Origin of the sequence: Nostoc sp. MG11 (assembly GCF_014904695.1) — a bacterium.
Lineage (GTDB): Bacteria > Cyanobacteriota > Cyanobacteriia > Cyanobacteriales > Nostocaceae > Komarekiella.
This window is the reverse complement of the sequence record NZ_JACXXN010000005.1, coordinates 314,002-327,912: the sequence shown is the minus strand read 5'-3', so window position 1 is coordinate 327,912 and position 13,911 is coordinate 314,002. Positions and strand designations below refer to the sequence as shown.

General features: G+C 42.3%; 9 protein-coding genes. 1 reads left to right on the top strand and 8 read right to left on the bottom strand.

Going from position 1 to position 13,911, the window contains the following annotated elements; genetic code table 11:
* Window positions 1–225: 225 nt before the first annotated feature.
* The 5 genes from HCR01_RS10540 to HCR01_RS10520 form a co-directional block, all read right to left on the bottom strand.
* A complete protein-coding gene (locus HCR01_RS10540; protein WP_193196156.1) occupies window positions 226–3,879 on the bottom strand; it encodes an AAA-like domain-containing protein in 3,654 nt (1,217 codons plus the stop codon).
* A gap of 429 nt (window positions 3,880–4,308) precedes the next feature.
* Window positions 4,309–5,751 (bottom strand): AAA-like domain-containing protein, encoded by a 1,443-nt coding sequence (locus HCR01_RS10535; RefSeq protein ID WP_193196155.1) that lies wholly within the window; start codon window positions 5,749–5,751, stop codon window positions 4,309–4,311.
* A gap of 514 nt (window positions 5,752–6,265) precedes the next feature.
* On the bottom strand, window positions 6,266–6,733 hold the full coding sequence (locus HCR01_RS10530; RefSeq protein ID WP_193196154.1) for a transposase: 468 nt from the start codon (window positions 6,731–6,733) through the stop codon (window positions 6,266–6,268).
* Entirely contained in the window at window positions 6,696–6,959 is a 264-nt protein-coding gene (locus HCR01_RS10525) for a hypothetical protein (RefSeq protein ID WP_193196153.1), read from the bottom strand. The genes HCR01_RS10530 and HCR01_RS10525 overlap by 38 nt, the downstream gene beginning before the upstream one ends.
* Window positions 6,960–7,055: 96 nt before the next feature.
* On the bottom strand, window positions 7,056–7,853 hold the full coding sequence (locus tag HCR01_RS10520; protein ID WP_193196152.1) for an ABC transporter permease: 798 nt from the start codon (window positions 7,851–7,853) through the stop codon (window positions 7,056–7,058).
* A gap of 725 nt (window positions 7,854–8,578) precedes the next feature.
* Between HCR01_RS10520 and HCR01_RS10515 the strand changes: the two genes are divergently transcribed.
* A complete protein-coding gene (locus tag HCR01_RS10515) occupies window positions 8,579–9,664 on the top strand; it encodes a glycosyltransferase family 4 protein (RefSeq protein ID WP_193196151.1) in 1,086 nt (361 codons plus the stop codon).
* A gap of 5 nt (window positions 9,665–9,669) precedes the next feature.
* On the opposite strand, the gene HCR01_RS10510 is transcribed toward HCR01_RS10515, so the two are convergent.
* The 3 genes from HCR01_RS10510 to gatB all read right to left on the bottom strand — a co-directional run bounded on the left by HCR01_RS10510 (window position 9,670) and on the right by gatB (window position 13,507).
* On the bottom strand, window positions 9,670–10,062 hold the full coding sequence (locus tag HCR01_RS10510) for a DUF1499 domain-containing protein (RefSeq protein WP_193196150.1): 393 nt from the start codon (window positions 10,060–10,062) through the stop codon (window positions 9,670–9,672).
* A gap of 161 nt (window positions 10,063–10,223) precedes the next feature.
* Window positions 10,224–11,465 (bottom strand): bifunctional ornithine acetyltransferase/N-acetylglutamate synthase, encoded by a 1,242-nt coding sequence (gene argJ, locus HCR01_RS10505; protein WP_193196149.1) that lies wholly within the window; start codon window positions 11,463–11,465, stop codon window positions 10,224–10,226.
* Window positions 11,466–12,031: 566 nt separating this feature from the next.
* Window positions 12,032–13,507, bottom strand: a complete 1,476-nt coding sequence (gene gatB, locus HCR01_RS10500; protein ID WP_193196148.1) for an Asp-tRNA(Asn)/Glu-tRNA(Gln) amidotransferase subunit GatB — start codon at window positions 13,505–13,507, stop codon at window positions 12,032–12,034.
* Between the last annotated feature and the right edge of the window lie 404 nt (window positions 13,508–13,911).

Genomic DNA, 13,911 nt, shown 5'->3' with positions numbered 1-13,911 from the left:
AGAAATTTCATCCGCATTTGATATATAAATAACTCAGCAAACATATATTTATACACTTATACCGATTCAATTAATGATTACAACAAATCCTTTGGTAGAGACGTTGCATTGCAACGTCTCTACATGGTCTATCTGTCACATTCTTTTTTTAAATTGGTATTAGTTGATTGCATAAACTAGGAAGATTAATTTTGTTAGGCTTTCAATATAGCTGGTGTTCCCTAATCATAAGTTGCAAATAGAGCGATCGCTTTCCTCCACTGCTATGTTAGTTTTCAAATAATCTTGCACCAGAGCGCAACCATAAGCCAGTGCATCTAGATGGAGAATTCGCTGCAAGTTCCACAGAATAAGCATATTGTCATCACCCCCTGAGACTAGCAAAGTGCCGTCGCGGCTGATGGCAATATCCCTAATCGCTGCGGTATGTCCTCTGAGGGTTGTTAGTTCCGTACCATCAGGCTTCCAAAGCTTGATCGTGGTATCGACGCTGCCAGAAGCAACTATTTGTCCGTCGGGACTAAATGCAACTCCCCAAATTGCGGCTGTGTGACCTTTGAGAGTTTTCAACAACTTACCCCTTCGGGGTGAATCCTTCGGATACGCTTCGCGAGCGTCAGTCGCCTGGGTAGAGATACCCTCTCTCAGCGCTGGCTCACCATCTGGCTCACCATCAAGCGTCCACAGCTTAACGGTATTGTCGCCACTTCCAGAAGCGATCATCTTACTGTCTTGGCTAAAGACAGCTCTCCATACTGCCGCCGAGTGTCCTACAAGAGTTGTGAGCAACTTGCCATCAAGCGTCCACAGCTTAACAGTATTGTCGCCACTAGCTGAGGCCACAAGCCGACTATCTGGACTAAATGCGACATGCCAAACTTCCGCCTGATGTCCTTTGAGAAGCTTTGGTGCAAACTGAACACGCGGCCATATTTGAACAATCTTATCAACATTTGCCATTGCGATCGTCTGAGCGTCTGGACTCAATACTCCTGCTAAGAGTCTACCGAGAGGATCTTTGTAAGTATCGACCAAAGTACCGTCTGGCTTCTTGAGTTTTACAATATCATTATTAGCGCTCAGAGCAATTAACTTACCATCGCCACTAAATGAAACCTCGAAGATTGAGCTCCCAGATTCAGTAAAAGTTTTGAGCAATTTACCTTGGCGACGCCAAAGTTTAGCGGCGTTTTCGTGGCTGGCGGTGGCGATGGTTGAACTATCGGAGGAGATAGCGATTGACCAAATTCCAGCTTTATGGGCAATGATACTCTTCTGGAATGGATTTTCTTTCTGCCACAATCTCACAACGTTTTCTGCACCCGCCGAAACGATAAAGTTGTTATCCTGACTAAAAGTCACTCCCCAAACTGACGCACTGTGTCCTCTGAGTGTCCTTAATTCTGTACCATCAATGTTCCAAAGTTTAATTGTTTTGTCGAGACTGGCGGAAGCAATAGTCTGACCATCGGGACTCCATGCGACTCCCCAAATCCCGGCACTGTGAGCTTTAAGAGTTTTATTCAGGCGGTAGCTTCCATTGCTGTCTCGCTGCCAAAGTTTGATAGTTTTGTCTTCACTCGCTGAAGCAAGGGTCTGACCGTCAGGGCTGAAAGCTACTCCTACAACCCAACCGGTATGACCTTGGAGAGGTTGTAGAAGCTTGCCGTTTTGCCAGCCCGTATTGTCTCGTTTCCAGAGTTTTACTGCCCCATCTAAACTACCAGCAGCAACGAACTGACCATCGGGACTAAATGCTACTCCCCAAAATCCTGTTTTGTAACCTTGAAACGTTTTCAGCAACGTGCCATCTCGCTTCCAGAGTTTCACCGTTCTATCGAAACTAGCAGAGGCAACAAACTGACCATCGGGACTAAACGCTACTCCCCAAATCGAAGCTGTATGACCTTGAAACGTGTTGAGCAAAGTCCCATCTAGCTTCCAGATTTTAACAGTACCATCTTCACTAGCCGAGACGAGTCTTTGATTGTCAGAGCTAAAATCTACTGCTCTAACTGTTGCCTGATGACCTTTGAGAGTTGCAACTTCTGTACCATCACGCCGCCAAAGCTTGATTGTTTTATCTATACTTGCAGAGGCAATCAGCGAACTATCAGGACTGACATCTACTGCTAGAACTGCTGCCGTATGACCAGAAAAACGGTTATATTCATCTACTCCATAAACTGCTTGCCGTAATACATTGTTTACCTGACGCTCAATATTTTTATTTGGTTTATCTAGTTTTTGCAGTTTATGTTTGGCTTTAATTGCTTCTATGAGCGCATCTAAATTGCGATTTGAGGCAAATAGCCCCTTAGAAGAAGATACAAGCGCTCGAATTTCGCTGTTCCTAGCTTGATTTTCGCTTTTCTTAGCTTGGCGATACAAAATGAAACTTCCTACCCCTAAACTGCTAGAAACGAGTAACCCAATACCCACTGCAACTAGCAAAAATCTTTGTAATAAAGCCGTTCTTTTCTCTTGGGTTAGTCGTGCTTCTACCTCTTTTGCCCGTGCTGCTTCTAATGCCGTTTGCACTGCTAGCTGTTCACATTCTTGACTTGCGGCTAAAAATTGATAGTCCAAATCGCTCAGACTTTTCAAAAGCGCCCAATTTTGAGTATCTTTTAGAGCCTGTCCTCGCAACAGACGCGATTCATCTTTAAAGCCTGATGCTACCCAAGCATTGAAAGTTTGCGAGTAAGGGCGGAGATTGTCTAACTGCCTGATCACCCATTCGCTATTGAAAATATTCCGATAGATTGGATTTTTAATTTTGAGATAGCCGTTGTGTTTCTCGACTAAACCAGATAATAACAGTTCTGTCTGTTCTCGACTGTCATCGGTTGGTACAGGATTGTCTGTCTGTTCTCCATTCTCTGCTACCTCAGCTTGCAATACTCGTTGGTAAAGTCCTAGTAATCTTCCTGCCCGTTGTTCATTGAAAAGTAAGCGATCTCTGATGGTGCGGAGGTGTTCTGGTTCATCTTTGGCTTCCCAATGTTGGATAATATGCGATCGCACAAATTGTTCTACCCACGATGCTTCAGTTTTTGGAGGTAGGAAAATTGTTCTATTTGATGTTTCTAAGGCAGTCTGAACAATTAGCTGACAGAGTTTTTGGGTAAGAAACGGTTGTCCCCTTGTCCAGTAAATAATCTCTTGCAGTACGGTTTTGGGTTGGCTAACTGCTCCCTCTAACCCTTTTAGCAATGGTGTAGCTTCATGTAATTGAAAGCCGTATAACTCAATTGCTGTCCCAATGTTAAAGGGCGTCCGGCGTTTGTCGGTAATTAGGTCAGATGGACTGGCTACTCCAAACAAGGCAAATCCCAAACGTTGAAAATTCGGGTCGTATGCCTGCTGATTGTAGCAATGACGAATCCAGGCAAAAAAGTCATTGACAGGAAAACTCAAACTCTGCAAGCTATCAATCTCGTCAATAAAGATGAAAATGCGTTCGCTTTTACCTAAGTGAGAATCGCTTTGAACATTTGGCAACAATATTTCTTCTACAAATTGGTGTAGTTGTTGCACTGGAGAAATGCCTGCTTGCATATCCCACCAATGCTTAAAGTTGATGTGTTTTGCCAGATTTAAGCTGTGGTACAAGCTGATAATGATGCCTTTATACCATTGTTCAGGTGTGGTATCTTCACTCCCCAATCTGGTCACGTCCAAGTAAGCACATTCATAGCCTTCTTGCTTAAGACGATGACTTGTGCGCTGTAGTAAGGATGATTTGCCCATCTGGCGAGAGTTTAAGACATAACAAAAATCGCCAACTTTCAGGCTGGTATAAAGTTTTTCATCTGCCTGACGGACAACGTATGTGGGATCATCACTGTGGAGACTGCCGCCAACTTGGTATCTCATTTTTGATTTTGGGTTGGGAAAATCCTGATCTGAATTTCACTCAATATTGCTTCCTGCAATCTTTCAGGGTGATTCTTTAACGGCAAAGATAATAAGTAGCTAGGCGTAAATAAATTAAAGTTTGTAGTGAGTTAGCGCGGTCTTGGGGGTTTCCCCCATGAGCGACTAACGAACCCGAAGGGTGAGGACTTGAGTCCTGATAATCCTTGTTTTAAGCGATTCATCACTCAAAACAAGGATTTTTGATATTTAGTTATACCTATCTACTGGCGTGGCACAGCTAAAATGTTGCAATAAATTTTCTTGTAGTCTGTCTGGGCTTCTAGCCTGCACCGGACGGGCGATACGCCCATCCATCCCATAAGAGGAAAGCTAATGCACTACTTTAGCCTTGACACGCCACTACTTATAAGTTGATGAATTAGGCAGTTAGACAGCTTGACAATCCCTACTATTAAAAACTGTAGACAGTTGTTTTTCAAAGTAAGCGCGATAGAGTTCGCAACGCGGTTTAATGCGATCGCCCTCAAAGCTGATTAATCCTATGCCGTCGAGTTTATAAGCATCAATGGGATCAAGATAAATGCTTTGTTTTGCTCCCACAAGTCCAGCATATATCTCTGCCAGATTAGGTTTTGCTTGTAGGAGTACCCAGTGTCGCCATAAATGATAGCGGAAGATACCGCCGTTAGCGATCGCCTCATTTATCATGTGTTCTAAGGTCATGCCTTGACAACACAGATGATACAGAGCAATCTGAATCAATGCTGGATGTCCCCCCACGAGTGACATTAGTTGAGTCGCCTCGCTCCCAGAAGCCCAGTCTAAGCCGTGCCGCTTTGCTAAATCTTCTACCTGTTGCTGAGTGAATTCTGGGAGGCGGATTGGTAGTCCTACATTAAATGGGGAGCGGTTAATATCCAACGATACATATACTTCTGTGGAGTAAACCACCACTAATCTCAGCTTTTGCCAGTTGAGATCATGCCGTGCTTCTTCATACCACGAGCGCAACAAAGCAAAGAATTCGTGAGCAATGTGAGGGTGTTCAAAAAAGCGGTCAACTTCGTTTAAAACTAGAACTACTGGGCTTTGAATATGCTTGAGCAAATAGCTCTGGAAGTAAAGGCTGCAACCCAACTTACAGCCAATTTCTTCATCCCATCGATCATTTAAGTTGGGATCAATGCCTAGTTCCCTCGCAACTCGCCAGCACAGACAACGCAATAGCTTATTTAAGTCAGTCAGACAGTTTGAATCAATCTGACTACAATTCAGGTTAACTGTGCGATATCCTTGCGTTTCTGCAAAGGCTAACAGCCGCAACACAAGAGAACTTTTACCCATTCCCCTTGGAGCTCGAATCCGAATCACACAGCCTGGTTGAATCACTTCTCGATAGACTGGTTCCTCAATCGCCGGACGTTCAACATAAAAAGGAGAATCTAAAGATACAGGGCCATCCGGGTATGACCAAAGGTGTTCATGTTGGTCATGGTGTTCGTTAGCAAATGAATTTACGGGTAAATACTGAACCGATTCGCTGTTTCTGATGTCTAAACTCGGTGAGAAAGCTTTAGATGTTTGAGTCTTGTTCGATTCATTCATGATTGCATAGTCTTCTCTACGCAATTCCAGGTTGAAAGTCTCGTAGCACAGTCTCAGAGTTTTTTGATCCACGCTTCTATTCAATGACCACAATCGACTGAGTGTTTTGGTAGAAACATTCATGCGATCGCCCAGCTGCTCTAGAGTAAAATGCTCGCCGTTATTCTCTGCTATCTCCATAGCCAAAATCGCCGCTTGTAAGCGCTTCAGCCCAACAGGAGTCAGCACAAATCCCCGCCTTCGCGTGCTTTTAGGTGGTTTCATGTTGCTAATTGTTACTCTGTTATTTATTAACTTTTTTATCTGCTTTCTAATCTTTCCATATTTTGAATCAGTTATCCAACTGTTATTTAACTGTTTGTAAGCTGGTGCTTCGTTTTAAAGTAAGTGGGCATAATTAAACAAAAGATACTTTTTGGCATGTAGTTAGCAATTTAGCACTTAAACGCCAAATACTGACTTTAATTTATTTATACCTACTAAATAAATCATCTAACAAACTTAGTTAGTCTATATAATAGACTGTTGCTTAACATTATTTAACTCTGTACTTATACCAACTCTCCGTGGCGATTAGTATTAAACCATACTGGCGCTATCAAGCAAGCTCCCCTTGCCAAGGCTACCATACACAGTAGCTACTCAACGGAGGCTATAAACCAAGATTATGATCATCACTAAAGACTTACTTTGCTACGCGAACAGCTACGAATTACATTAGCGTAGCGGGGCGTAGCCCCAGAGCGAATTATGAATTATGAATTACGCCTAATGTGAATTAAATAGGTTGAGATTGGAAAGTTAGAACATCAATACCAAAACGGCGACGAAGCAATAAACGTAATGTGTGAGATGCAACTTTGGCAGCAATATGGACACAAAAGCCATCAACAGTTTTATTGAGTAAGCGTGACGCCGGAGTACCGGCTACCGCTGCGCTATCGAGATTACGTCCGGTGTTTTGAATTTCGTGAAAAACACCTTCGACGCGCTGACGAACACGACTGATAAAAGGCTTCAAATCATTAGAATGTTGAAGATGCTGGTTATTACGGGTTAGCGTCCAGATGCGATTACCAGTGCGACGAGTAATAGTGGCCTGCCAATCGGCAGAAATAAAGCCTTTGTCTGCGTAAATATTGCGAGATTGAACTGTTTCTAAAACAGACTCAGCAGCAATTGTTTCATCCGTATTAGCAGGCACTATGTCATAAGCAATGAGAATTCCATTCCACGTTGAGAGCATAACTAGTTTGTTTGTAGCCAAAATAACGCATTTGTCTGGCAGCACACCAACCAGGGGTAGCATTTGAGGCAAAATCACTATATCGCTTGTCACGTTTAAGTCCCACGCTCATGCTTGCTTTCACCCCTGGTTTGGAGAGTGTTGTCTTTTTGACTTGCTTGTCATACCAATCATCTACCACTACAAAGATTGTTGTTAATAGCGTTCCAAAGTTTATGCTGCTCATAGGGGAAGTCTGAGTTGAAAAGCTGGTAACTTTCATCTTCTTACTTCTCCCGCCTTTTTTTCTAATTCACATTAGGCGTTAATTATGAATTATGAATTATCTTTCTCCAGAAGCGCGAATCAATTCAGCTACAAAAGCAGCGATCGCAGATACTAAAATCAGCATGACGCTAAGAGCGTTAATATCAGGCTTGACTCCTGTTCTGATCCGACTAAAAATTTCCATTGGTAAGGTGTTAGAACCGCTACCAGCAGTAAAACTGGCGATCAAAAAATCATCTAAGCTAAGGACAAAAGCTAACAGACAACCAGCTATAATACCGGGCATTAATTGCGGTAGCAATACTTTGATGAAGGCTTGCGTTGGTGTAGCTCCTAAATCAAGTGCTGCTTCTTCTAAGTGGGGATCTAAATTGGTAAGTCGTGAAGAAACCACAAGTCCGACATAAGCCAGACAAAACACCACATGAGCCGCCACTATTGTCCATATACTCAAAGGAATCGCAAACGCGGCTAAAACAACGAGAGTCGCCACAGCGATCGCAATATCGGGAATAATCAACGGGAGATAAGCAGTACCGTGATACAATTTTTTAAAAGGAAATTGGTAGCGTGCCAACCCTACAGCCATTGAAGTTCCCAGTACGGCTGAAATTCCTACTGCACAACCAGCAACTATCAAACTGTTTTTCAAAGCTGATAAAAGGCGATCATCACTGAACAACTTGCCATACCACTCTAGGGTGAATCCTTGCCAATTTGCACTGTACGGTGACTGGTTGAAGCTATAAAAGGCCAGTACTAATATAGGCAAATACATGAACACAAACATCAGCAGAGAGAAAACCGCCTGCCATGCAACACGCGGTTTTTTTAGTGATGAAGATATATTCATGTTTATATGTGTTGATTACGGCATTTAAAAATATCATACTTAATCTTATAAGTCAATACCCTGACTTTTTCTTATCCTCGTAGTTAACTACTGGGGAATACAACCTGTGGCGAGAGGTAGAAAGAAGTTGACTCTGATAGTTTTTTGATGGCATTTGAATCTCCTCATAAAGGTTTGATATTTGCCGTTAAAAACTTAGAGAGAACGCAAAAGATAAAATATCAAGATAATTTCAGCTTTTTCCCGGAGAATTCGCTGTTTATCATTCATAAAAGCCTACAATTAGACAAGCTTTTGATATCTAGATATTTACCTTAAATGTACGGAAAACCGCCCTGAATGCGTCTATATCTTTTGACATTTAATTGACATTTGAAAATTGGATAATTGATGTCTGTTAGCGCAGCTATTTTGATAAATAATGCCTACCAGCATATATTTCAGCTATTGGATGAAATTATTTTTAAATAAAATATCTGCGAAAAAAATACCATCAAAGTGGCAAATTTTAATAAAGTAAAAATATATTTTACCTCTTCAGGGAGGGTAATTTCCCTACTTAGATAGACGAAATATCTAAAAGTAAAGGTATAAGATATGGAGAAGATTCTTATAAAATTGGTGTTTTAATTTAAGTATTTAGTCCATAGTTAATCGATTCTAAGCACCAATTAAACAAGAAAGAAACACTTCTAATTCAATTCTTATTCTTTAGGAGATTTGTGATGAGAATTGCTCAAATTGCCCCATTGTGGGAAAGAGTACCACCTCCCGCCTATGGTGGCATAGAGTTAGTGGTGGGGTTACTAACTGATGAATTAGTCAGACGAGGACACGAAGTCACCCTATTTGCATCAGGAGATTCTATCAGTCTGGCGAAAATATTGTCAGTTCATCCCCGTGCTTTAAGACTAGATTCCACTATCAAAGATTACAGTATCTATGAGATGCTGCAATTAGCTTCAGTGTATGAACGGGCAGAAGAATTTGATATTATTCACTCTCATACGGGGCATGGCCCACTAGCTTGTGCGAAGCTTGTTACAACTCCTACAGTTCATACATTGCATGGTATTTTTACCCCTGATAACGAAAAAATATTTAGTTATGGGAAAAACCAACCCTTCGTTAGTATTTCTAATGCACAGCGGGAGCCAAAATTAGGGCTGAACTATTTAACGACAGTCTACAACGGGATTGATGTCAGCAGTTATAAGTTTTACGCTCAATCAGAAGATCCTCCCTACCTAGCGTTTTTAGGTCGGATATCTCCAGAGAAGGGAACGCACTTAGCTATAGAAATTGCCAAAAAAGCTGGTTGGCATTTGAAAATGGCTGGTAAAGTTGATGCTGTTGATGTGGAATACTTTGAGAAGGAAATCAAACCGCTGATTGACGGTGAGCAAATTGAGTATTTGGGTGAAGCTAACCATGAGCAAAAAAATGCCCTCATGGGAGGTGCAGCAGCAACTTTATTCCCCATTACTTGGCGAGAACCGTTTGGGTTGGTAATGGTTGAGTCAATGGCTTCGGGTACTCCAGTAATTGCGATGAAACTGGGTTCTACTGAAGAGGTAATTTCTCACGGCAAGACGGGCTTTCTTTGCAATAACATTCAAGAGTGCGTCAGTTCTATTAATCAGGTCGCAGAATTAGACCGCTATGCTTGTCGGCAGTATGTTGAAAACCGCTTTAGTATTCAGCACATGACTGATGGCTATGAAGCGGTTTATCAACAAATATTAGCAGAGAAATTTGCTCAAAATGGGCATTTCCGCAGTTTAGTTGGTTTAACTAACAGTGCTACCTAGTCGGTCTAAACTTTGTTTAATTGCGCTCTAATCGTCTCTATGCGTTGACGATTGACACCCAAATCACTCTGACCTAAGCGTGAGGCTGAGCGAACCTGGATCACGTTTGCTTTTCTGTCTAGATAGAACTCTACATCATCCACAAATCCCATCAAAGCACTCTTGAATTCCGCATACAAATAATCCTTACTTTCAGTAATTATTTTAGTTCTGGGTAGGGATTTAATGATACCTTTAAGAGTTGCGATCGCACTCTCTGGGTTAGACGTAATCAACGGTGCAATTTGATGGGTTGCATCTGAACTCTGGCTGGAAACACAGTTAGGGGAGTTGGGACAAGGTGCTAATTTACCATTGTTAACACCTAAATTACTCGGTCGTTTACCTGCAAAAACCATAATTGTGTATTTTGATAATTGAATAAATACACTGTCACATATTTAAGTTACCTTAAGGTCATTGATGGGGTGGTAGTTTAAAGTTTGTTTGTGGTAAGCCTTATTAGTCTACTATTCTGTTATTGAAATAGGTGATATTTGCGTCTTTGTAGTTTATTTCTTTAAGTCGTATACTCGGCGTTAATTTTCACGTAGTCGTAACTCAAGTCACAACCCCACGCTTTACCTGTACCATGACCATTGCCAACGCTGACGGAGATTAACACAGTATCCTCTTCAAGATAAGCACCCATCGCGGCTTGTTTCAAATAAGCACTCGCCGCTGCACGGTCAAAGGTTAAAGGTTGACCATTATCCAGCATTAAAAAATTACCTAACTTAATTTGTAGGCTTTCTTGCTCAAAAGGCACACCTGCACGTCCAGCGGCGGCGGCGATGCGTCCCCAGTTGGGGTCACGTCCAAAGATTGCAGATTTAACTAAGGATGAACCAGCAATAGTTTTGGCTATTTGACGAGCTGAGAGTTCATCGTGGGCCCCAGTTACTTGCACTTCAATCAGACAGGTTGCACCTTCACCATCACGAGCGATCGCTTTGGCTAAATGCTGGCATACTGCTGTTAACATTGCTTCTAATTTTTCTGCTTCTACCCCCATTTCGGTAATTGCTGGGGTGCGGGATTGACCATTTGCTAAGGCAATTAAGCTGTCGTTGGTGCTAGTATCACCATCAACGGTGATGGAATTGAAACTTCTATCAGCTACCCTTGTTAACATCTGCTGCCAAAGGGTGGGTGAAACAGCTGCATCACAGGTGACAAATGCTAGCATGGTTGCCATGTTGGGATGAATCATCCCGGAACCTTTGGCAATGCCGCCAATCCGCACGGGGCGGTCGCCTATAGTTGTCTCTAGGGCTATGGATTTTGTTACTAAGTCTGTGGTGATAATCGCTTCGGCTGCTGCATCTGAGCCTGTTTCTGATAGTGCTGCCACTAGTTTGGGAATTCCTGCTTTGAGTTTATCCATAGGAATTCGTTGCCCAATTACCCCAGTGGAAGCTAGTAACATAGATTCCGAGGGAATGTTTAGTGCTTGGGCTACTGCCATAGCAGATTCTAGAGCATCAACCCAACCTTGAGTACCTGTAGCGGCGTTTGCTTGTCCGGCATTGCAGAGAATCGCCCTAGCACTATGTTTGGTTCGTAAATGTTGGCGACAATAGTCTACACAGGCGGCTTTAACTTGGCTGGTGGTAAATACACCAGCTGCGATCGCTTCTACGTCTGATAATATCAAAGCTAAATCTGGCAACCCCGAAGGTTTCAGTCCTGCGGTAATTCCTGCCGCCCGATAGCCTCTTGGGGCTGTGACACCACCAACAATTTTCTGCCAATCTGTCATTATTTTTCCCTACAACTATCAGGTTGGGTAGGTAGCACATTTAACTGATATTAGTTATTCAGTTACTAAATAGCTAACTCTTCCTAATCAAGCATTTCTACTGTTGGCAATAATAATGCACCAATTAGCGATTAGCATAATTTTTTTTACCTTTCTTATGACTAAGTAATGTGCAGTGAGAGTGCCATAATAATCGGTAATTATTACCTTATAAAAAATAGCTAGTTGCTTTGAAAATCACCAAAAGATAAATTTTTGTTTACTATACTACCCTATGTAGCACTAAAACAAAAAAAGAGAGCTACTTAGGCAGCTCTCCAGATCATCAGGGTGCATCTACTTACCACAGTATACCATCTTAGGCATGAGGGTTGTCACCCTTCTTTTTGGTCTTCTTGTAAACATTTTGTGAAGAAATTACGGGGAAAACACCTGTTTAGAGGTTCTTGTTTTTACCCTTTTGCCTACTAGCAGCTTTCATTGCTTGGACTAAAGCCACAGGGTTTTGAGTCAGCATTCTTAAAGCGGTTATTGCAACTGATGCAAGATGCGAGTTTCAATAAAAACTAGGCATTCAATTTCTTATCTACCAATTCGTTAGTCAGCTTCGGGTCAGCACGTTTGCCAGTCTTTTTCAAAACTTGCCCAACAAAGAAGCCTTTAAGATTAGTGTTACCGTTGCGATACTTTTCTAGTTCTTTGGGGTTGGCAGCAATGACTTCATCAACGATAGGTTCCAGTACACTAAGATCAGTGATCAATTCCTGACCAGCAAAAGCTTTTTCAGGAGAAATACCACTCAGCAAATCTGGGAGTTTTTCTTTAGCTTGGGCATTACTAATTTTGCCTTTTTCAATCCGAGTGATCACATCAGCGAGATTGATGGGAGTCAGAGCAATTTCTGTGATAGCAAGTTTTTGCTTGTTGAGGTGTGCGGCAATATCTTGAGTAATCCAGTTAGCTGCAGCTTTTGGATTTGCTCCAGCTGCGATCGCAGCTTCAAAATATTCTGATACAGGACGATCTTCTGTCAAGACTCGCGCATCGTAAGCTGAAAGTCCCAACTCACTTTCATAATGATGGCGTTTTTGAGCTGGTAATTCTGGTAGTTCGCTACGCCACTTCTCTAATTGTTCGTTTGACACCTCAATTGGTGCTAAATCTGGTTCAGGGAAGTAGCGGTAATCGCTAGAACCTTCTTTAACCCGCATACTAATTGTACGTTGAGCGCCTTCTTCCCACAGGCGAGTTTCTTGTATAATGCGATCGCCTGCTTCTACCGCTGCAATTTGCCGCTCAATTTCGTAGTCAATCGCCCGTTGAATGGCGTTGAACGAGTTCATGTTTTTGATTTCTACCTTAGTGCCAAACTCCTTTCGTCCCACTGGACGCACGGAGATGTTGACATCACAGCGTAGTGACCCTTCTTGCATATTGCCGTCACTCACACCAAGATATCGCACAATGCGGCGTAACTCTTCGGCATATTCAGCCGCTTCTAGTCCCGAACGCAAATCTGGTTCAGAGACAATTTCTACCAAAGGTATACCTGCGCGATTATAGTCTACCAGAGAATAAGTAGAACCAGAGAGGCGATCGCTGCCTGCGTGTACCAATTTTCCTGCATCTTCTTCCATGTGTAAACGCGTGATCCCAATGCGTTTACGAATTGGGTTTCCCTCAGCATCTACCAACTCAATTTCTAACCAACCATGTTCTGCGATCGGCAGGTCATACTGAGAAATTTGGTAATTTTTGGGTAGGTCAGGATAAAAATACTGTTTACGGTCAAATTTACTATATTTGGCAATCTGACAATTCAATGCCAAACCCGCCTTAACAGCATATTCCAGAACTTTTTGGTTGAGTACGGGTAATACCCCAGGTAAACCCATACAAACCGGGTCAATATTAGTATTAGGGTCAGCACCGAAAGCTGTAGAACTAGTAGAGAAAATTTTGGTGTTGGTACTCAGCTGACAATGGGTTTCTAATCCAATAATCGCTTCATACTCAGTTTTGACAGTCGTAGTAGAAGTCATAATATCGCTATTTTGGCATAATCCTGCTTTAGGGTACTATTGTAGCGGTGTCCTGAGTTGCAATAAAGGTTGAAAGCCACTTTTAGTGTTTTAGCAACTCGCTTCATTTATCTAGTGTAGCGATTAATGAACTACTCCTGATTGACATACTCCCATACCTCCACTTCGTTAAAGGCGTGGGATTCTAGCTCAGACAGCAATTGCAGGTATAGCCCGTCTGACATCGCCTAACCCAACTATTGATGCCTCAGCAGCTTGAATATTCTTTAAAGTTTTGCGCCGATAAACCTGGACACGCAAACTTTTCGCTGTGTTTATCTGTGGTTAATTACTTCTTCTGTGTACCTCACCGAGGTAAGAATTACTATAAATAATCCTCCCTTATATTCTGTGAAAGGGGGGGA